The following is a 19,709-nucleotide window of genomic DNA, read 5'->3' on the forward strand; positions in this document are numbered from 1 at the left end:
CTCGGACCGTTTCGCGACGTTGCCGCTGACCGCTGGTTCCGGCCGGCGGCGGCATGGCGTCCGCCCGTCCGGGTAGGCGGGCGGCGACGGAGGGAGCACGCATGGGGGCACCAGATCGCCGGTACCCGACCGGGAGCGTGCCGGCGCGACCGGTCGGGACGGCGCCGTTGATGCGGGTACGCTCCGCCTCCGACCCGGCGCCCGGCCGCCTCGAGAACGAGGACGTGGTCTTCCGCTTCGGCCCGCTGGTCGGCGTCCTCGACGGGGCCACCGTGCCGGACGGCTACGACACCGGCTGCGTGCACGGGCCGGCCTGGTACGTCCGACACCTGGCCGCCCGGATCGGCCTGGCCATCGCGGCCCGGCCGGCGGCGACGCTGATGAGCAGCCTCGCTGCCGCGATCCTGGCCGTCCGGGCCGACCACGGCGACGTGTGCGACCTGGACCATCCGGGCACCCCGTCGTCCACCGTCTGCCTGCTCCGGGAGGGCGGCGACCAGGCCGACTACCTGGTGCTCTGTGACAGTCCGCTGGTGCTGGACACCGGCAGCGAGGTGACCGTCGTCGCCGACGAACGGCTGGCCGCCGCCACGGCGGACCTGCGCCGGACCGCCGACACGCTGCCCGGCGACGGCGCCGACGCGGCGACCCGGTTCCACCGGTCGGTGACCGTGCAGCGGGCGCGGATGAACCGGACGCACGGTTACTGGGCCGCCGCCGCGGACCCGGACGCCGCGTACCACGCGGTGACCGGGACGGTGCCGCTGCGCGGTCCCGGAGCGCTGCGCCGTGCGGCGCTGCTCACCGACGGCGCGTCCTGCGCGGTGGAGGAGTTCGGCCTCTTCGACTGGTCGGGGCTGCTGGACGTGGCGACCGCGGAGGGGCCGGAGGGGCTGATCGGCCGGGTCCGGGCCGCCGAGCGGGACCATCCGGACCGGCTGCGCCGGCACAAGCGGACGGACGACGCCTCGGTGTCGCTGTGCGAGTTCGACGCTGCGGAGTGAGCACGTTCACCGAAGAACGGCCGGTCGGCTGACAACTGAGCGTGAGGTGGAACACCCGGGGGGTACGACCGGACGGCACCCTCCGCCGGACCGGCAGTCCCCGGGCAAAGGGGTGGACTTGGGCCGGTAGGGGCGGCAGACTGCGGCTCGTGAAGGGTGCGGTACGACTGGAGCCGGTGGACGAGCGGAACCTGGAGCCGTTGCTCTCCGTAGCGGCCGCCGAGGCCGAGCCCGAGGACGTCATGCCCCCGGTGGAGGCCCCGGCCGGGTGGTCGCTCGCCCGTCGGGACGCGTTCCGCGAGTTCCACCGGGCGAGCTTCGGCGGGCTGGACGGCCCGACCCGCACCCGGATGTACGCGATCGTCGCCGGCGGCGAGGTGGTCGGCATGGTCCGGATGACCCGCTGCGCCGAGCCGGGGACCGTGGAGACGGGGATGTGGCTGGGGCGTTCGGCCCGGGGCCAGGGCCTCGGCGCGGCCGCCCTGCGCGAGTTGCTGAACGCGGCCGCGGCGGCCGGGATGCGAACCGTGGTGGCCGAGACGACCCCGGACAATCCGGGGGCAATTTCCGTTCTCAAGAAATGCGGCGCAGAATTGCGTGAAGAGGGCGGAAAATTGCGCGCGAAAATGTGCCTCGATTCCGCATTGCCGGCTCGCTGACGTTCTTTGCTTGCCTTCGGGTAACTATCTCCTTTTCGCTGCTCAAGACGGCTTGTCTGACCGCTTTGCGAAGTATTGTCCTCCTCCGTGCCGCCTATCCGACTGCGCTGTGACGTACCCGCCGGAATAGGGCTGGAAAGGTTTTGCGATCGGGGCCCCGGGTACTGCCCGCCGGGTCCGCTGATTCGGGACGCCGGTCGCAGGCCCTATCCGCTGATCCCCGGTAGCTGATCCGGGCCTGCTCCACGCACGAGGTGTTTGCTTCCGCCGGGGAGCGAAGGAGAACAGATGAAGAGCGGAGCTCGGATCGCCCTGGCGGTCGGTTTCGGCTATGTCGTCGGCCGCCGCAGGAAGTTGCGTACCGCCCTGACCCTGGCCGCCGCCGTGGCCGCGGGACGGGCCAGCAAGAACCCCGGCGGCCTGCTGAAGTACGGCACGGACCTGCTGACGTCCCCCCACTTGGGCAGCCTGACCAGGTTGGGCGGACCGCTCGCCACGGCGGGCAAGGCGGCGGCCAGCGCGGCCGCCGGCGGTGGCATCGACGCGCTGAGTGGCAAGCTGCGCGACAGCGCCGACGCCCTGCGCCGGAAGTCCGCCGGACGGACCGGCGAGCGGCCGGAGTCGGCGGAGCGCTCCGTTCCGGACGAGGAGCCCGAGCTCGACGAGCAGCCGGAGGCGTGGGAGGACGAGGACCGGGCCGGGCGCCCGGTCGCCGCGCGCCGACAGCGGGGGCGGTGACCATGGCGACCCACAACCTCGCCGACAAGGCGCGCGACCAGCTCGGCGGCGAGCTGCGCAACCTCGCCGCCGCCATCGGGGAGCGGGCGGTGCAGGTGGTGACCGAGCGGGTCACCGGGGCCACCGGCCGGCTCAGCGAGTACGCCAAGCAGGGCGGCGGTCCCGGCCTGGTCGCCGCCGCCACCGGCGCGCAGAAGCTCGCCGAGGGCCACTCCCCGATGAGGGCCATGTTGCATGCCGGCCTGGCCGGCGGTAAGGAGAAGTTGATGTCGGCGTTCGGCGGCGGCGGCAAGGGCGGCAAGGGCGGCGGCAAGAAGCTCAAGGTCACCAACATCGTCGAGACGATCGAGGTCGGCGTGCCGGTCCGGGTCGCGTACAACCAGTGGACGACCTTCGGCGACTTTCCGAGCTTCATGAAGAAGGTGGAGCAGGCCGACTGCGAGTCCGACGAGAAGATGACCTGGAAGGCGCAGGTCTTCTGGTCGCACCGGAGCTGGGAGTCGACCATCGTCCGGCAGATCCCGGACCGCCTCATCCACTGGCGGTCCAAGGGTGAGAAGGGCTCGGTCGACGGCACGGTCAGCTTCCACGAGGTCGGCCCGGAGCTGACCCGGATCCTGGTCGTGCTGGAGTACCACCCGCAGGGTCTCTTCGAGCACACCGGCAACCTCTGGCGGGCCCAGGGACGCCGGGTGCGGCTGGAGCTGAAGCACTTCGTCCGGCACGTGATGACCCGGACCGTGCTCGACCCCGACTCGGTCGAGGGCTGGCGCGGCGAGATCGAGGACTCCCAGGTGGTCAAGGATCACGAGACCGCGCTCCGCGAGGAGCAGGAGGCCCGCGAGCAGCAGGAACAGGGCCGCGCCGAGGAGCCCGAGGAGGAGCGCGAGGAGGCACCGGCGGAGGAGCGCCGGCCCGCCGAGCGTGGCCGCCGCCGGGCGCCTCAGCGCCGCCGTCCGCCCGAGGAGGAGGAGTACGAGGCCTACGACGAGGGCGACGACTTCGACGACGAGGAGTACGCCGAGGAGCCGGAGGAAGCGGAGCAGCCGCCGCCGCGCCGCCGGCAGCCCGAGCGGGCCCGCCGCCCGCAGCGCGAGGACCGGGAACCCCGCGAGGAGCGGGCCCGCCCGGTTCGCCGTACCCCCGAAACCCCCCGACGGCCGGTGGTCCGCCGCCGGCGAGAGGAGCGTGACTGATGACGATCGCCTCGACATCGTCTCAACCCGGCAGCGCCCTGGAACGGACCGGCGGCGGGGGAGGGGGCACCCTCGCCGACGTCGTCGAGACGGTGCTGGACAAGGGCGTGGTGATCGACGCGCAGGTGTCGGTCGCCGTGGTCGGCATCCAGCTTCTGGAGATCAACGCCCGGATCGTGATCGCCAGCGTCGAGACGTACCTCCAGTTCGCCCAGACGGTCGACCGGCTGAGCATCGTGCCGAAGGGCACCAAGGGCCTGCCGGACATCGTGGGTGACACCGCCAGTGGTGCCGCCAAGGGCAGGGCGCTGTCCGGCCTCGGCCAAGCGGCCAAAGAGATCACCGGTGTGGTCGTCGACTCCTTGGGCGACCGGGACGGCGACCGCCCCCGGCAGCGTCGCTGGGATGAGGAGCGCTGAGATGGCTCAGGAAAACGGACTGTTCATCTACGGCATCGTGCCGTCCGACGTGGAGCCGACCCCGGACGCCGAGGGGGTAGGGAACCCGCCGGGCGAGGTCACCGCGATCCGGCACGGCGAACTCGCCGCGCTGGTCAGCGAGGTCGGGCTGGAGGAGCCGATGGGCCGGCCGGCCGACCTCACCGCGTACGAGCGGCTGCTGGACGGCACGGTGATGGTCGCGCCGGTGCTGCCGGTCCGGTTCGGCACGGTGGTGACGGGCGCGGACGCGGTGGAGGACCTGCTGGAGGCGCACCACGAGCGGTTCGCCGCCGCCTTGGCCGAGCTGGAGGACCGCGTCCAGTACACCGTGCACGGGCGCTTCGACGATCGGGAGTTCATCGGCGGCTTCCTGGCCGAGAACGACGGCGCCGCCGCGCTCGCCGACCAGGTGCGCGGCCGACCGGAGGTGGAGAGCCGGGAGGCGCGGATTCGGCTCGGCGAGATGATCGGCCAGGCGGTCGAGCTGCGCCGCGAGGCGGAGAACGGCGCCCTGATCGACGCGGTGGGTCGGCACGGGGTGGCGAACGCGCCGCGCCAGCCCAGCCACGAGATGGACGCGCTGAACGTCGCCTTCCTGGTCGGCACGGACGACGAGGAGGGGTTCATCGCGGCCGTGGAGGAGTTCGCCGAGCAGCGGCGGGAGCTGATCCGGATGCGGCTGATCGGCCCGCTCGCCCCGTACGACTTCGTCAGCGCGCACCAGTTGGTGGAGTGAGCCGTGGACATCCTCTGGGGGCTGCTGACCCTGCCGTACGCCCCGGTGCGGGGGCTCACCGCAGCGGTGAAGGTGATCGCCCGGGAGGCGGAGTCGCAGCAGTACAACCCGGTCAACATCCGGCGGGAGCTGGAGGAACTGGACCGGGCGGCGGCGGCCGGCGAGATCACGCCGGAGGAACGCGACCGAGGCCAGCAGCGCGTCCTGGAGCGGCTCACCGTGCCGGCCGGTGACCCCGGTCGTACCCCGTCCCAGGGGACGACCGGCACCGGCCGGCGGCCGCCACCCGCCCGACGGCGGCGCGCCGACCGTCAGGGTGAGCAGCGCCGCAGGTGAGGGAGATGAGATGACAGCACGGACCCGCGGCGACGGTGGCCGCGACCGGGACGACAACCCCGGCGGCCGGTACGTCGACGAGGACGATTACGAGGAGATCAGCGCGGCCGAGGCGGCCCGCGAGGGGCTGCGCCAGATCGCCGGGCTGACCGGCAAGGACCCGCTGGGGATCACCTCCATCCAGCCCACCGACGACGGCTGGCTGGTCGGGGTGGAGGTGGTCGAGGACCACCGGATTCCCGCGTCGACCGACCTGCTCGGCCTGTACGAGGTGGAGCTGGACCTGGCCGGCAGCCTGCTCGGTTACCGGCGGACGCGCCGCTACCAGCGGGGCAAGGGGGACTGACATGACGGTTGGGCGGACTCCCTCGGTGGTGCAGAACTCCGGTCAGGTGCTGCCCGCCGGGCACGAGCCGGCGAACCTGGGCGACATCCTCGAACGGGTCCTCGACCGGGGCATCGTCATCGCCGGTGACATCCGGGTCAGCCTGCTCGACATCGAGCTGCTGACGCTGAAGCTGCGGCTGGTCATCGCCTCCGTGGACACCGCGCGTCAGATCGGCATCGACTGGTGGGAGCACGACCCGTGGCTGAGCTCGCGGGCTCGCCCACCGGTCGAGCCGGGCCCGCGTGACCCCGAGGAGGTCGAGGCGTCCCGGCGGCCCCGCGCGGCCGCCCGGGCGGAGAGGGAGGAGCGGGATGAGTACGAGGGCTGAGCCGACCCCGGCGGTGCCGGGGACCGGAAGCGGTGTCTGGCTGCACGGCGTGGTCGCCGGGGACGGTCCGGCGACGCCGACCGGGATCACCGGCATCGCCGGCACGCCGGTCCGGGCGCTGGCCGCCGCCGGCCTGGTCGCCGTGGTCAGCGACGCCCCGCTGACCGAGTACGGCGAGGAGGCGCTGCGCCGCAACCTGGAGGACCTGGCCTGGCTGGAGCGGGCCGCCCGGGCGCACCACGCGGTGGTGGCGGCGCTCTCCCGGTCCGGTGCGGTGGTGCCGGCCCGGCTCGCCACCGTGCACCGGGACGACGACCGGGTGACCCGGGTGCTGGTCGAGCGGCACGACGAACTGGCCGGCACGCTGGCCCGGCTCAGCGGCCGCGAGGAGTGGGGCGTCAAGGGGTACGTGGTGCCCGGCGCGACGCCGCGCCGCGGGGATCCGGCCGGCGAGGGCGGCGGGGCCGGAGCGGCGTACCTGCGCCGGCGGAAGGCCCAGCTCACCGCCCGGGAGGAGGGGCAGCGGGTGGCCGCCGACGCGGCGGCCGCCGTGCACACCGCCCTCGCCGGGCACGCGGCCGCCGCCCGCCGGCACGCCCCGCAGGACCGGCGGCTCTCCGGCGCGCCCACCGCGATGGTGCTCAACGGCGCGTACCTGGTCGACCGGGATCGCCTGGACGGGTTCGCCGTGCTGGTCCGCGAGCTGGCGGACCGGCACCCGGAGCTCCGGCTGGAGCCGACCGGCCCCTGGCCGCCGTACTCCTTCGTGGCGGAACCCTCGGAGTCGGCATGGGCGTGACCCCGCTGGCGCCGAGCAGCGCCGACGACCCACTGGCCTACCGGCCGGTGGCCCTGGTCGACCTGCTCGACCGGGTGCTCGCCACCGGGGTCGTGATCACCGGTGACATCACCCTGGCCATCGCCGACATCGACCTGGTCCGGGTGTCGTTGCGCGCGTTGATCGCGTCGGTCGGCGCGCTCGCGCCGGACCCCGCCGTGCGGGCGGTCGGGCCGTGACCGGGCGCGACGAGGCGGCCGAGGTGGCGGCGGCACTGGGGGAGCCGCAGTGGCAGGCACCGCGGGTCCGGCCGCTGGACCGCCGGCTCGCCATCGACCAGGACTCCGTCGAGCGGGGCCTGGCCAGCCTGGTGCTCACCGTCATCGAGCTGCTGCGCCAGCTCATGGAGCGGCAGGCGCTGCGCCGGGTCGACCTCGGCGACCTCAGCGAGGAGCAGGTCGAGCGAATCGGCACCACGCTGATGGCGTTGGAGGAGCAGATGGCCCAGCTCCGCGAATACTTCGGCCTCGCCCCCGAGGACCTCAATCTCGACCTCGGCCCGCTCGGGCCCCTGCTGCCGACCGACTGACGCGGTCAGCGGTGGGCTGCCGCGTAGGACTCCAGCCAGGCGACCTGGGCGGGGTCCAGGGAGGGGCGGACCCGGCCGCGGGCGGTCGCCACGTGTGCGGCGGTGACCGTGGCGGCGGCCAGCGACTCGCGCATCGCGGCGAGCGCCGACTCGCGGACCAGGGCCGCGCAGTCGGCGGCGGAGAAGCCGGCCAGCTCCTCGCCGAGCGCGGCCAGGTCCACGTCGGGCGCGAGCGGCACGTCCCGGGCGGCGGCGCGGAGGATCTCCCCCCGGGCCGGGCCGTCCGGCGGCGGCACGTACACCAGGCGTTCCAGCCGGCCGGGCCGGAGCAGCGCCGGGTCGACCAGGTCCGGCCGGTTCGTCGCGCCGACCACCACGACGTTGCGCAGCGCCTCCACCCCGTCCAGCTCGGTGAGCAGCGCCGCGACCACCCGGTCGGTGGTGCCCCCGTCGGTGGTCTGGCCGCGGACCGGGGCGAGCGCGTCCACCTCGTCCAGGAAGACCAACGTCGGGGCGGCCTCGCGGGCCCGGCGGAACAGCTCGCGGACCGCCCGTTCGCTTTCGCCCACCCACTTGGAGAGCAGCTCCGCGCCCTTCACCGACAGCACGTTGGCCCGCCCGGACCCGGCCAGCGCGGTCACCAGGTAGGTCTTGCCGCAGCCGGGCGGCCCGTAGAGCAGCACCCCGCGCGGCGGCGTCACGCCCAGCCGGGCGAAGGTGTCCGGGTAGGTCAGCGGCCAGAGCACCGACTCGGTCAGCGTCTGCTTGACCTCGTGCAGGCCCCCCACGTCGTCCAGGGTCACCGCAGCCAGCTCCAGGGTGGACCCGGCCATCGTGGTGGGCCGGACCACCTCCAGCGCGGCGGTGAAGTCGGCCATCGCCACGGTCGGCGTCTCGGCCGCCTTCTGCCGCAGCGCCGCGCGCACCCCGGCCTCGCGGACCAGCGCGGCCAGGTCGGCGGCGACGAAGCCGGGCGTACGCCCGGCCACCTCGTCCAGCCGGACGTCTCCGGCGAGCGGCACCTGCCGGGTGAGCACGCCGAGCTGCTCCCGGCGCAGCGCCTGGTCGGGCAACGGCACGGTGATCCGCAGCGCGAGCAGGTCCGGGCCGCGCAGCGCCGGATCCACCGCCTCGGGCCGGCCGGTGGTGCAGACCACCGCCGCACCGGCGCCGACCGTCTCGGCGACGACCTGCCGGAACACCGTCGCCACCGGGCCCGGCTCGTCCGCCGGGGCCAGCGCCTCCACGTCGGTGACCAGCAGCACGGCGGGTCCGGCGGCGCGTACCGCCGCGGCCGCCTCGCGGAGCCGGCGGGCGGCCGCGTCGTTGTTCAGCGCGGCCACCTCGGGGGCCCAGATCGGGCAGACGCGGGCGCGTACCCGGGCGGCGACCGCGCGGACCAGCGCGGACTTGCCCGAGCCGGCCGGCCCGCTGAGCAGGACGCCCAGCGAGACCGTGGTGCCGAGCCGGCCCAGCACCTCCCGGTGGTGGAAGCCCAGGTCCAGCAGCTCGGTCAGCTCCTCGGCCTGCGGGCGCAGCCCGGGCAGCTCGTCCACGTCGGGTGCGTCCTCCGGACCGACCAGGCCGCCGGGCGCGCCGGCGGTCGGGGCCGCTGCCGGGCCGGGGCCGGTCGCGGAGACCGGGCCGGGTCGGCCGGCCGGGGCCGGCGCACCCGTCCCGCCGCCGTCGGTGAGCCGACCGGTGACGTCCTGGCCGACCGGCCCGGAGCCGCGGGTGGCCGGACCGTGCTCCCAGCCGACCACGGTGTCCATGGTGACCAGCCCACCGGCCGTGGGCTCGGCCGCGAGCACGCTGAGCAGGGTGCTGGTCCAGGCGTACCCGACGGTGTTGGCGAGGCTGCGCCGGGCGGCCTCGACCAGGCCGCGGACGGCGGCGTCGGGGAGCACGTCCTGGGGCAGCAGCGAGACGTCGTCCCCGGCGGTGACGACCTTGCCGAGCAGCGCGAGGCGGAGCATCTCCGGTGACACCGCGGCGACGATCCCCACCGGGCCGGCCAGGGTCACCCGGCGGGCCGGGGTGACCGGCAGCGGGCTCACCGTCACCTGCCCGCCGTCGCGGACGCCGAGGTTGCCCAGGAGCAGGTCGTCGGCGTAGAGCAGGGCGCTGCTCGCGCCCGGCTCGGCCGGGGCCGCGATGCCGGCGGTGACCCGCCGGCCGGCCAGCCGCACCGGGTCGCCGGGGCGCAGCGCCAGCGCGGTCAGCACCTCGGGGTGCAGGCGGACGACGCCGCGCCGGGCGTCCAGGGCCGCCGGCCGCAGGCTCGCGGTGAGGGTCAGGTCGGGTTCCGCCACCCGCCCGACAGTAGCCGCCGGCACCAGGGAGTGCCCGTGGCGCGTCCCGCCCGGCTCAGACCGGGCCGGTCTCCTCCAGCAGCGACGGATCGCGCCGGATCATCTCGGCCAGCCGGACGGCCGGGTCGGTGGCCACCCGGTCCTGCCCGGGGGCCGGCACCGTCTTCACCGACATCGGCCAGGCCGGCGGAGGCGCCGGCGCGGGCACCGGGGTGACCGTCACCTCCGGCCCCGACCAGGAGATCCGCAGCGGGTACGCCTGCCCGCCCTGCTCCACCCGCAGGGTGACCGCCAGCCCGGGGTGCTCCGCCACCACCCGGCGCATCGCCTCGGCGACGTCCTCGATCGGATTCCGCCGCTCCGGTCCGGGCCCGCCGCGCAGCCGGTACGCGCCGTGCCCCTCCCGCGTCACCGGCTCGGTGTCCTCCGACTCCTCGCCGGGGACCGGTCCCCGGTGGCGCAACGCCTCCTCGCGGCGGGCGAGCCGGGCCAGTGTCTCGTCCAGATCACCTCTCATCACGCCCACCCCTTCCATGAAACGGATCGAACCGGCGCCCGGTTCAGGTGCCACTCTCCCGGGTGGCCCGCTCCAGCGCCCGGTCGAGGACGACCAGCAGGGCGTCCCGGACGGAGAGCCGGTCCCGAGCGTCGAACTGGACCAGCGGCACATGCTCGTTGATCGCCAGCGCCCAGCGGATCGACGGCAGGTCGAGCGCCAACCGGCCGTCGAAGGCGTTCACCCCGACGGCGAAGGGCAGCCCGGCCCGCTCGAAGAAGTCGACCGCCGGAAAGCAGTCGTCCAGCCGGGCGCTGTCGACCACCACCAGCGCGCCGAGCGCGCCCCGGGCCAGGTCGTCCCACATGAAGCCGAAGCGGGCCTGGCCGGGCGTGCCGAACAGGTAGAGCTTGAGGCTGCGGTCGATGGTCACGCAGCCGAAGTCCATCGCCACCGTGGTGGTGGTCTTCGCGGAGTCGGCGCCCAGGTCGTCCACCCCGATGCCGGCGCTGGTCATCTCCGCGTCGGTGGTCAGCGGGGCGATCTCCGAGATGGCCCCCACCGTGGTGGTCTTGCCGACCCCGAAGCCGCCGGCGATGAGGATCTTCACCGGGACCGGCGCCCGGGTGTTCGCGGGCCGGGTCGGGGCCGGCGCGGCGGCCACCGGCGGCAGGTACGGCGCGGGCGCGGCCCCGTCGGGGGCCGGAGCCGGGGCGGCCGGACCGGCGTACCGGGCGGCGGCGCTGTTCGCGGCCGGACCGCCCGTGGCGGCGGCCGGCCAGTCAGGAGATCGCACGGAGTCCATCAATCACTCGCAGGATGATGTCGGGATCGAGGCTGTCCTCGGCGTCGCCGACGTGCACGTCGAGGTGGCCGGCGGCCCGCAGGTCGCCCACCAGCACCCGGGTCACGCCGAAGTGCATTCGGGTCCGGGCGGAGATCTCCGCCACCGAGATCGGGTCGGCGCAGAGCGCGACGATCGCCGCCAGTTCCGGGGCGAGCCGGGCGCTGACCGCCCACGAGCCGCCCTCCGGCCGGGCGCTCACCTGGGTCTCCAGGCCGATCGCCGGGTCACCGGCCACCCGGCCGGCGGTCAGCACGAACGGGCGCGGGCCGGGAGGTTCCGCGTCGCCCTCGTCCGGCTCCCCGGCCCGGGAGGGCGAGCGCAGGTACGGCCGGATCCGGACCTCGGGGTCCGGGTCCTCGCCGGCCAGCTCCGGGGTCATTGCTGTACGGCGTTCTTCAGCTCGGCGATCAGCCGCGGGGTGAGGGCGCCGCCGGCCCGCCCGGCGAAGAGCGTCATCTCGTACGCCACGGTGCCGAGGTTCGCCGAGCGGTCGGCGACCACGCCGAGCACCGAGCCGCTGCTGATCGCGCTGATCAGCAGGTAGCCCTCGGCCATGTCCACGATCACCCGGTTGAGGCCGCCCAGCGCGTACCAGCTCGCGGCGCCGCCGGCGAGGCTGGTCATGCCGGAGACGACCGCGGCGAGCCGTTCCGCGTTGGACCGGTCCTTGATCGCGGACATGGCCATCAGCAGCCCGTCGGAGGAGACGGCGATGGCCTCCATCACCCCGGCCGTGCTGGAGGTGAACGAGTCGAGCAGCCAGTTGAACGTGCGTGCCTCGGGGCTGAGCCCTCCGGTGCCGTTCTGGTCGACGTTGTCGTGCAGGAAGGGGCTGGTCACCGTGATGCGTCCTCTCCGTAGCGGCGGTCTGGACTGACTTCGCGCAGAGCACGGGCGACGCCCGCCTCGAACTCGGTGATGAGGTTGCGGACCTCGGCCGGGTCCCCGGGCTGCTGGCTGGCGGGTGGGGCGGCCGGCAGCGGGGAGACGATCAGGTTCGCGCCGGGCACCCGCTGGCTGAGCCGCGGCCGGCCGGGCGTGGGCGGGACCGGAGTGCCGCCGCCCTCGGCCCGGCGTACGCCCTCCTGGAACGCCTCGACCAGCGCGCGGACCGTGGCCGGGTCGCCGGTGGGGCCGCCCACCGGCCCGACCGGGCCGGTTCCGGCGACCGACGGTTCGGACCCGGCGCCGAAGGCGTTCCAGGACTGCCCGGACTCGATGGTGCGGGTGGCCCGGCTCAGCAGCGCCCGGTCGAACCCGGGGCACTCCTCGGCGGGGGGTGCCGCCGGCGTCCGGACCGGTTCGGGCAGCGCGCGCCGCCCCCGGGACGGTACGGCGGCCCGCGCCACGGTCGCGCCGGGGCGATCGGGGCGGCGGACCACCAGCAGGGCGGCGGGCATCTCCAGCCGGGCGGTCACCCCGCCCCCGACGGTCGGCGCCAGGCCGACCGTCCAGCCGTGCCGGCGGGCCAGCCGGCCCACCACGAAGAGCCCGAGCACCTCGGTCGGGGCCAGGTCGAGCCGTTCCCGGCGGGTGAGCCGGGCGTTCTCCTCGGCGAGGCGTTCCCCGGTCATGCCGATGCCACGGTCCACCACGGTGAGCCGCCCGCCGCCGTCGGTCAGCTCGCCGGACACCGTCACGCGAGTGTGCGGCGGGGAGAAGACGGTGGCGTTCTCCATCAGTTCGGCGAGAGCCAGCACGAGGTCGCCCGCGATCGCGGGCGAGGCCGACACCCCGGGCGGCACCTTGACGTCGACCCGGGTGTAGTCCTCGATCTCGCCGAGCGCGAGCCGGACCACGTCGGCCAGCGGCACCGGCGCGACGTGCTCGTCCGTGCCGGGGTCGCCGGAGAGCACCACCAGGCTGCCGGCGTTGCGGCGCAGCCGGCTGGAGATGTGGTCCAGCCGGTACAGGTGCTCCAGCCGGCCCGGGTCGGACTCCTGCCGTTCCAGCCGGTCGATCAGCGCGATCTGCCGGCCGACCAGGTTCTGCGTACGCCGGCCGACGTGGCCGAACATCTGCGCCACGTTGCGGCGGCCGGCCACCTGGCGTTCGACCAGCCGGGCGGCGGTGCGCTGGACGCGTTCGAACGCGCGGGCCAGGTCCCCGATCTCGTCCCGGGCCCGGACGTCGACCGGGTCGAGCCGGACCGGTCGGACGGTCTCGGCGTCGTCGTCCACGACCCGATGAAGCTCGGCCTCGGCGACCCGGGCGACCCGGTCGGCGGAGCGGGTGAGCCGGGTCAGCGGCCGGGCCACCGCACCCGCGACGGCCACGCTGAGTAGCCCCACGAGCAGCGGGATCACGGCGGCGGCCGAGCCGACCAGCCAGGCGGCGGTGAGCGCCTCCCGCTGGTCGGCGGTGGTCTCCGCGAGCACGTCCGCGACGATCTTCTTCGCCACGAACTGGAGCAGGGTGATCATCGAACGGGCCGAGGGGAACAGCGCGTCCAGCGGAACCGCGGCGATCGCCGCCGCCGGGTCCCGGAGGCTGTCGGTTTCGAACGTGGGGCTGGTGCGGGCGGCGACCGCGGCGTCGTCGAGCTGCGCCAGCTTCAGCTGTTCCGCGGTGATGAGGCTGCGGAACCGCACCTTGTCCACCTGCAGTGCGGCCACGCAGGCTAGGTACGCGGCGGACACCTGCGCACCGCCGGTCGCCTTCACCAGCACGATCAGGGTGGCGCAGGCGGCGAGCCGTTCGGCGGAGCGGAGCACGGCGTCCAGCGCCAGCACCTGCCGCCCGGCCGAGGTGTGGGTGTCCACCTGGAACGGCAGCCGCAGCCCGTCGATCAGCGCCACGTCGATCGGGCCGAAGGCCTCCATGACCTGGGTCGGGGTCGCCTTTCCCGCCAGCACCGCGGTACGCAGGTCGGCCAGCTTCCGTACGCCGTCCAGGGCGGTGGTGAGCTCGGCGGACAGCCGGTGGCCGAGTTCGGCCCGGAGGTCGGCGACGTGGTCGTCCACGGCGGTGGACTTCTGGATCAGCTCGCTTCGGGTCACCCGGCCGAGCAGCAGCCCCACCGAGAGCAGCTGTTCCTGCTGCAGGTCCTGCACCAGGCTGCCGATCCGGCTGGCCGTCCGGACGGTCTGCGCGGTGTCGGCGGCCCGCTGGGCCGCCCCGACCCGGTCGAGGACCACCGGCACGGCCAGGCCGACCATGCTGAGCAGCGGAATGATCACGAGCAGGGTGAGCTTGCCCCGGATCCGTAGCCTAGCGAGCAGCATCGAACGGCCCCCACCGCTCGGCCTCGCCGCCGCGGCCCGCCCCGACCGGCTGGCGCTGCCCGTCCAGCGTCGGCGGGAACCGGTCCGGCCCGGCCGGTCGGAACGCCCCCGCCGAGCCGGGGCGTCCCTCGACGGCTGCGCGGCGGGCCCGGCGTAGCGCGGCGAGCAGCGTCCCGGCCAGCACGATGAGCAGCACGCCGGCCGCGGCTACGGCGGCCACGGCCAGCAGGCGGTCCCGGTCGAGCCGGTCCAGCCGCTCCGTCAGGAGCGCGTCGAGCTGGTCGAGGATGACCTGCCGGAGCTGCTTGGCGGCCGACTGGGCGGTGAGCCGGGCGGCGGCGAGCTGACCCGGGTCGGGCCCGCCCGCCCCGGTCGGTGCCGAGTACGCCGCGAGCGCCTCGACCGCACGCTGATAGGTGTCCAGCGGGGTGAGCACGTTGGCGCCGAGGTCGGTGTTCTCCGAGCTGTCCACCGCGGCCCGCAGGTCGGCGACCAGGTCGGTGGCGGAGGCGAGCGCGCCCACCCGGAGTTCGGCCAGCTCGGCGACGGTCTTCCCGGCCTGGGCCGCGGGCCGCCGGGGGGCGAGCGCGGCCAGGTCGGCGAGGCGGCCGGCAGCCACCACCGCCTGGGGCAGGTCCCCGCCGATGCCGTCCTGCAGGTGGAACGAGTCCGACTGCGGATCGCGGACCAGGCCGGAGCTCTCCCGCACCTTCCGGTACAGGGCCAGCAGCAGGTCGGTGACCTCCGCGTACGCCAGGTAGACCGCGTCGGGGTCGGTGAGCGCCCGGTCCGGCAGGGCCTCCAGCTTGGCCCGGAGCCCGGCCCAGCGTTCGTGGCTGCGCAACTCGTCGCCGGCCGCGCTGTCCACCTCCGCCACCCGCGCGACCGCGGCGGTGAGCGCCTCCCGGGAGACCGGCCGTCCGGCGACCGCGGCGGACTGGGCGTCGACCAGCGCGTCGGTGACCGGCCCGAGGGCGAGCAGGTAGCGCACGCCGAGCCGTTCCCGGACCGCCAGGTCCCGGTCGTCGCCGGTCTGCCGGTGGGTCTGGAGGAAGAGCAGGCCCAGCGGGGCGAGCAGGGCCACCACCAGCAGCAGGGGCAGGGGCAGGGTGCGACCCGGTGCGGAGGGCCGCCGACGGACCCGCGGCGCGGGGACTGGCATGATCTTTCCTCCGGCGACGGCGGGGGACGCTGCGGTGGCCGGGCCGTACGCGGTCCCGTTCACCGGACCGGAAAGTATCCGAACCAGTCGTATGTGTGTCCGTGGTCGCTGAGTCAGCTTTGCGTCACTTCGGGTCGTGTCACGACTTGTTGACCTTGTGGATACGCAGCGTCCCAAGTGGTCGGTGAGATGGCCGGATCGAAGCCGATTCGCGCGTGTAGATGTGAATTCGCGGGATTCGAATTCGTCCCGCCGAGATGCCTCTGGACCTTCGGCGGTCGACGAACCTCGCGCCCCGGACGGTGCAGCCGGACAGACGTACGGCGGATCTCAGGCGACGCTCAGGTTCCGGGCCGTACCGTGTGCCGCATGAGATCACGGCTCTCCGCCGCGCGGCTCCGGCGTGCCGTGGCCACCCGCCGTCGCCGGGTCGTCGCCGCGGCGGTGGCGGTCGTCCTGCTGGCCGCCGCGGCCCTCTGGGCGGCCTGGCCGCAGCGGCCCGGCTTCCGGACCGAGTCGGCCCTGGTGACCGTCCGCTCCGGACCGGCCGGCGACCAACCGGTCGACCTGGACACCACGCTCTACCTGCCCCGGGACGCGTCGACACGGCACCGGGTCCCGGCCGTGCTGCTGGCCCACGGCTTCGGTGGCACCAAGGAGTCGGTCCGCTCCGACGCCGAGGACCTGGCCGCCCTGGGCTACGCTGTGCTCACCTGGACCGCCCGGGGCTTCGGCCGCAGCGGCGGCGAGATCCACCTGGACAGCCCCGACTACGAGGTACGGGACGCTGCCCGCCTGCTCGACCGGCTGGCCGCCCGTCCGGACATCCGGCTCGACGCGGCCGGCGACCCCCGGGTCGGCGTGGTCGGCGGCTCGTACGGCGGCGGCCTGGCCCTGCTGCTGGCCGCCCAGGACAGCCGGGTCGACGCGATCGTCCCGATGATCACCTGGAACGACCTGTCCCGGGCGTTCCTGCCGGAGAGCACCGGCAAGGGGCCCACCGACGGCGTGTTCAAGAAGGGCTGGGCCGGCATCTTCTTCGGCGGCGGCGGAAGCGCCGGCTCCGGTCCCGCCGGCCTCTCCGGCACCACGGCCGGCCAGCCCGAGGGCGCTCCCGCGTCGGCCGGCGCGCCCAGCCCGCAGCCCGGCGCCGGCCCCGGCACGGGTTCGGGGCGGGCCCCGGGCGGCGCGGCCGACCCGTCCTGCGGCCGGTTCGCCGCCGACGTCTGCGCCGCGTACCTGCGGATCGCCACCACCGGACGGGCCGACGCCGCCGCGGTCGACCTGCTGCGCCGCTCCTCGCCGGCCGGGGTGCTCGATCGGATCAAGGCGCCCACCCTGCTGGTGCAGGGGGAGGCGGACACCCTCTTCCCGCTCACCGAGGCGGACGCCAACGCCCGGGGGATCGCCGCCGCCGGCACCCCGGTCCGGGTCGCCTGGTTCACCGGCGGCCACGACGGCGGCGAGGGGCCGACGTCCGACTCCGACCGGGTGAAGTTCCTGACCGCCCAGTGGCTCGACCACTACGTCAAGGGCGAGGGGTCGGCGCCGGGCGGCACCTTCACCTTCTCCCGGATCGCCGGCTTCGACGCGCTGGACCGGGGGCTGGTGGCCACCGGCTACCGCATCGCCGACTACCCGGGGGTGACCGGGACCGGCCGTCGCGAGGTGACGCTCGCCGGGCCGCCCCAGTCGATCGCCAATCCGCCCAACGGCAACCCGGCCGCGATCAGCGCGGTGCCGTTCGCCGGGGCGCTGGGCTCGCTGCTGAACGGGGTGGCCGGGGACATTCCGGGGCAGCATGCCCGGTTCGAGTCCGCGCCGCTGGACGAGCCCGTCGACGTGGTCGGCGCGCCCACCGTACGGCTCCGGGCGGCCTCGCCGACCGGCGAGGCGGTGCTCTTCGTCAAGCTCTACGACGTCGACGCGCAGGGCGCCGCCACCCTGCCCGACGGCCTGGTCGCCCCGGTCCGGCTGACCGGCCTGCCGAAGTCCGTGGACGCCGCCCAGCCGGTCACGGTGACCCTGCCGGCGATCGTCCGCCGGATCGAGGCCGGGCACCGGCTGCGGGTCGTGGTGGCCACCTCCGACCAGGCGTACGCCACCCCGGCCGAACCGGCCGTCTATTCGGTCGCCCTCGGCGACGGCGGGCTGGGGCTGCCCACGGTCGACGCCGCGCCGATCCCGACCACCGCCACCGTGTGGCGCTGGGTGCTGGCCGGCCTGCTCGCCGCCATCGCGGTCGGGCTTGCCGTGGTCCTGCTGATCGCCCGCCGTCGGCACCGCCGCCAGGACAGCTCCGTGCATCCGGAGTACGCGGGCGTCCCGCTCGCCGTCCGGTCGCTGCGCAAGGAGTACGCGGACGGCTTCGTCGCCGTCTCCCACGTGGACTTCGAGGTGCATCCCGGTCAGGTGGTCGGCCTGCTCGGGCCGAACGGCGCCGGCAAGACCACCACCCTGCGGGTGCTCATGGGGCTGACCCAGCCCACCGCCGGCGAGATCTACGTCTTCGGCCACCGGCTGGTGCCCGGCTCGCCGGTGCTCTCCCGGATCGGCGCCCTGGTGGAGGGGCCCGGCTTCCTGCCGCACCTGTCCGGGCTGGACAACCTCAAGGCGTACTGGCGGGCGACCGGCCGGCCGTGGGCGGACGCGCACTTCGACCAGGCGCTGGAGATCGCCGGGCTGGGCGCCTCGGTGCACCGGCGGACGAAGAACTACAGCCACGGCATGCGGCAGCGGCTCGCCATCGCGCAGGCCATGCTCGGCCTGCCCGAGCTGCTGGTGCTCGACGAGCCGACGGACGGCCTGGACCCGCCGCAGATCGCGGAGATGCGCCGGGTGCTCCAGCGGTACGCCACCGACGGCCGGGCGGTGCTGGTCTCCAGCCACCTGCTGGCCGAGGTGGAGCAGGCCTGCACCCACGCGGTGGTGGTGAACAAGGGGCGGATCGTGGCCGCCGGCCCGGTCGAGGAGATCGTCGGCGAGTCGCCGAGCGTGCTGTTCGAGGTGAGCGACCCGGACGCGGCGCGCGGCGTGCTCGACCGGCTGGGCGGCGTACGGGTGCTGCCCGGCGGGGACGGTGGGCTGGTGGTGGACACCAACGGCACGGCCCGCAGCGAGGTGGTGGCCGAGCTGGTCCGCGCCGGCATCGGGGTGGACCGGGTGGTGCCGCGGCGCCGCCTGGAGGACGCGTTCCTCGCCCTGGTCGGGGAGAACTCTCGGGGAAGCGGGGACCGGTGATGGGGCAGTCGAACGTGGGCACGGCGGAACGCGCCGGGGCGGCGACCGGGTACCGGCCGTCCGCCACCCTGCCGTTCCTGGCGGAGTTCCGGCGGCAGGCGTCGCGGCGGCGTACCCAGCTCGCGCTGGGGTTCATGGTGCTGCTGCCGCTGATCATCCTGGTCGCGTTCCAGTTCAACAGCGGCAACGAGGACCGGAACCGGAACAACGAGTTCGGCAGCCTGGTCGACCTGGCCACCTCGGGCGGATTGAACTTCACGCTGTTCTCGATCTTCGTGTCCTCGTCGTTCCTGCTGGTCGTGGTGGTGGCGCTGTTCTGCGGGGACACGGTGGCCAGCGAGGCGAGCTGGGGGAGTCTGCGCTACCTGCTGGCGATCCCGGTGCCGCGGGCCCGGCTGCTCACGGTGAAGCTGCTGGTCGCGCTCGCGTACTCGGGGCTGGCCCTGGTGCTGCTCGCCGGCACCGCCCTGCTGGCCGGCACCCTCCGGTACGGCTGGTCCCCGCTGCGCAGCCAGGTCTCCGCCGAGCTGGCCCCGGCCAAGGGGTTGGTCCGCCTGCTCGCGGTGCTCGGCTACCTGGCGGTCGTCCTGCTGGTGGTGGCCGGGCTGGCGTTCCTGCTCTCGGTGACCACGGACGCGGCGCTCGGCGCGGTCGGCGGGGCCGTGCTGCTCTGGATCCTGTCCAGCATCCTGGACCAGATCACCGCGCTGGGCGGGCTGCGCGCGCTGCTGCCCACGCACTACGGCACCGCCTGGCTGGGCCTGCTCTCCACCCCGGTGCAGAGCGACGACCTGGTCCGCGGCGCCGTCTCGGCGGTCGCCTACGCCACCGGATTCTGGGGCCTGGCCTTCTGGCGCTTCACCCGCAAGGACATCACGAGCTGACGTCTCTCGGCCGGCTGCCCGCAGCGGCTCAGGGGCGGGCGGGGGCGGTGAGGACCGCGTCGAGCAGGCCGGGGTAGAGACGCTCCAGCTCCTCCCGGCGCAGCCGGACGTACCGGCTGGTGCCGGCGACCCGGGTCCGGGTGAGGCCGGCCTCGCGCAGCACCTTCAGGTGGTGGCTGCGGGTGGCCTTGGAGACGCCGAACTCGAACGTGCCGCAGGCGTACTCGCCGCCCTCGGCGAGGGCGCGCACGATCTGCAGCCGTACCTCGTCGGCGAGGGCGGCCAGCACGGCGGTGACCGGTACCTCGCGTAGTTCGGGTTCGTGCAGCTCCATGTGACCAGGGTAACCCAT

General features: G+C 74.9%; 22 protein-coding genes. 14 read left to right on the forward strand and 8 right to left on the reverse strand.

All coding sequences use genetic code 11. From position 1 onward, the window contains the following. The first annotated feature begins 101 nt into the window (after positions 1-101). From Q2K19_RS13345 to Q2K19_RS13400, 12 genes are all read left to right on the forward strand, one after another. On the forward strand, positions 102-1,004 hold the full coding sequence (locus tag Q2K19_RS13345; RefSeq protein WP_302771108.1) for a hypothetical protein: 903 nt from the start codon (positions 102-104) through the stop codon (positions 1,002-1,004). 149 nt (positions 1,005-1,153) lie between these two features. Next, the gene (locus Q2K19_RS13350) at positions 1,154-1,663 is read left to right on the forward strand and encodes a GNAT family N-acetyltransferase (protein WP_302771110.1); all 510 of its coding nucleotides are present in this window, start codon (positions 1,154-1,156) and stop codon (positions 1,661-1,663) included. Positions 1,664-1,951: 288 nt separating this feature from the next. Then, positions 1,952-2,401 (forward strand): hypothetical protein, encoded by a 450-nt coding sequence (locus Q2K19_RS13355; protein ID WP_302771112.1) that lies wholly within the window; start codon positions 1,952-1,954, stop codon positions 2,399-2,401. A 2-nt stretch (positions 2,402-2,403) separates the two neighbouring features. Then, positions 2,404-3,597 carry an SRPBCC family protein gene (locus tag Q2K19_RS13360; protein ID WP_302771113.1) on the forward strand — a complete coding sequence of 398 codons (1,194 nt, stop codon included), beginning with the start codon at positions 2,404-2,406 and terminating at the stop codon, positions 3,595-3,597. Next, positions 3,597-4,016 (forward strand): gas vesicle protein GvpJ, encoded by a 420-nt coding sequence (gvpJ, locus tag Q2K19_RS33510; RefSeq protein WP_302771115.1) that lies wholly within the window; start codon positions 3,597-3,599, stop codon positions 4,014-4,016. Before Q2K19_RS13360 ends, gvpJ (Q2K19_RS33510) begins: the two co-directional genes overlap by 1 nt. A 1-nt stretch (position 4,017) precedes the next feature. Next, positions 4,018-4,773, forward strand: coding sequence for a GvpL/GvpF family gas vesicle protein (locus Q2K19_RS13370; protein WP_302771117.1), 756 nt, complete (start codon positions 4,018-4,020; stop codon positions 4,771-4,773). A gap of 3 nt (positions 4,774-4,776) precedes the next feature. Next, entirely contained in the window at positions 4,777-5,109 is a 333-nt protein-coding gene (locus Q2K19_RS13375) for a gas vesicle protein GvpG (protein WP_302771119.1), read from the forward strand. Positions 5,110-5,119: 10 nt separating this feature from the next. After that, a complete protein-coding gene (locus Q2K19_RS13380) occupies positions 5,120-5,455 on the forward strand; it encodes a gas vesicle protein GvpO (RefSeq protein ID WP_302771120.1) in 336 nt (111 codons plus the stop codon). Position 5,456: 1 nt separating this feature from the next. Continuing rightward, positions 5,457-5,825, forward strand: coding sequence for a gas vesicle protein GvpJ (gene gvpJ / locus Q2K19_RS13385; protein ID WP_302771122.1), 369 nt, complete (start codon positions 5,457-5,459; stop codon positions 5,823-5,825). Beyond that, on the forward strand, positions 5,809-6,624 hold the full coding sequence (locus Q2K19_RS13390) for a GvpL/GvpF family gas vesicle protein (RefSeq protein WP_302771123.1): 816 nt from the start codon (positions 5,809-5,811) through the stop codon (positions 6,622-6,624). The genes gvpJ (Q2K19_RS13385) and Q2K19_RS13390 overlap by 17 nt, the downstream gene beginning before the upstream one ends. Next, entirely contained in the window at positions 6,615-6,842 is a 228-nt protein-coding gene (locus tag Q2K19_RS13395) for a gas vesicle protein (protein WP_302771125.1), read from the forward strand. Before Q2K19_RS13390 ends, Q2K19_RS13395 begins: the two co-directional genes overlap by 10 nt. After that, positions 6,839-7,192 (forward strand): gas vesicle protein K, encoded by a 354-nt coding sequence (locus tag Q2K19_RS13400; RefSeq protein WP_302771127.1) that lies wholly within the window; start codon positions 6,839-6,841, stop codon positions 7,190-7,192. The genes Q2K19_RS13395 and Q2K19_RS13400 overlap by 4 nt, the downstream gene beginning before the upstream one ends. A 5-nt stretch (positions 7,193-7,197) precedes the next feature. Here Q2K19_RS13400 and Q2K19_RS13405 read toward each other — a convergent pair whose 3' ends face one another. The 7 genes from Q2K19_RS13405 to Q2K19_RS13435 are packed head-to-tail and all read right to left on the reverse strand — an operon-like array spanning position 7,198 to position 15,233. Further along, the gene (locus tag Q2K19_RS13405; protein WP_302771129.1) at positions 7,198-9,504 is read right to left on the reverse strand and encodes an AAA family ATPase; all 2,307 of its coding nucleotides are present in this window, start codon (positions 9,502-9,504) and stop codon (positions 7,198-7,200) included. A 55-nt stretch (positions 9,505-9,559) separates the two neighbouring features. Further along, positions 9,560-10,021, reverse strand: coding sequence for a hypothetical protein (locus tag Q2K19_RS13410; protein WP_302771131.1), 462 nt, complete (start codon positions 10,019-10,021; stop codon positions 9,560-9,562). Positions 10,022-10,064: 43 nt separating this feature from the next. Further along, positions 10,065-10,805: a GTP-binding protein gene (locus Q2K19_RS13415; protein WP_302771133.1), complete on the reverse strand. Its 741-nt coding sequence runs from the start codon at positions 10,803-10,805 to the stop codon at positions 10,065-10,067. After that, on the reverse strand, positions 10,783-11,226 hold the full coding sequence (locus Q2K19_RS13420) for a DUF742 domain-containing protein (RefSeq protein ID WP_302771135.1): 444 nt from the start codon (positions 11,224-11,226) through the stop codon (positions 10,783-10,785). Before Q2K19_RS13420 ends, Q2K19_RS13415 begins: the two co-directional genes overlap by 23 nt. Continuing rightward, positions 11,223-11,687: a roadblock/LC7 domain-containing protein gene (locus Q2K19_RS13425; protein ID WP_302771136.1), complete on the reverse strand. Its 465-nt coding sequence runs from the start codon at positions 11,685-11,687 to the stop codon at positions 11,223-11,225. Before Q2K19_RS13425 ends, Q2K19_RS13420 begins: the two co-directional genes overlap by 4 nt. Beyond that, positions 11,684-14,071 carry a sensor histidine kinase gene (locus tag Q2K19_RS13430; RefSeq protein WP_302771137.1) on the reverse strand — a complete coding sequence of 796 codons (2,388 nt, stop codon included), beginning with the start codon at positions 14,069-14,071 and terminating at the stop codon, positions 11,684-11,686. Before Q2K19_RS13430 ends, Q2K19_RS13425 begins: the two co-directional genes overlap by 4 nt. Further along, entirely contained in the window at positions 14,058-15,233 is a 1,176-nt protein-coding gene (locus Q2K19_RS13435) for a hypothetical protein (protein ID WP_302771138.1), read from the reverse strand. The genes Q2K19_RS13430 and Q2K19_RS13435 overlap by 14 nt, the downstream gene beginning before the upstream one ends. Positions 15,234-15,602: 369 nt before the next feature. Here Q2K19_RS13435 and Q2K19_RS13440 point away from each other — a divergent pair, with 369 nt between their 5' ends. Together Q2K19_RS13440 and Q2K19_RS13445 are read left to right on the forward strand one after the other, a co-directional pair. Next, the gene (locus Q2K19_RS13440; RefSeq protein ID WP_302771139.1) at positions 15,603-18,473 is read left to right on the forward strand and encodes an alpha/beta fold hydrolase; all 2,871 of its coding nucleotides are present in this window, start codon (positions 15,603-15,605) and stop codon (positions 18,471-18,473) included. Further along, positions 18,473-19,357, forward strand: coding sequence for an ABC transporter permease (locus Q2K19_RS13445; RefSeq protein WP_302771141.1), 885 nt, complete (start codon positions 18,473-18,475; stop codon positions 19,355-19,357). The genes Q2K19_RS13440 and Q2K19_RS13445 overlap by 1 nt, the downstream gene beginning before the upstream one ends. Positions 19,358-19,385: 28 nt before the next feature. Here Q2K19_RS13445 and Q2K19_RS13450 read toward each other — a convergent pair whose 3' ends face one another. Next, a complete protein-coding gene (locus tag Q2K19_RS13450; protein ID WP_302771143.1) occupies positions 19,386-19,691 on the reverse strand; it encodes an ArsR/SmtB family transcription factor in 306 nt (101 codons plus the stop codon). Positions 19,692-19,709 lie beyond the last annotated feature (18 nt).

This window comes from Micromonospora sp. NBRC 110009 (genome assembly GCF_030518795.1).
Lineage (GTDB): Bacteria > Actinomycetota > Actinomycetes > Mycobacteriales > Micromonosporaceae > Micromonospora.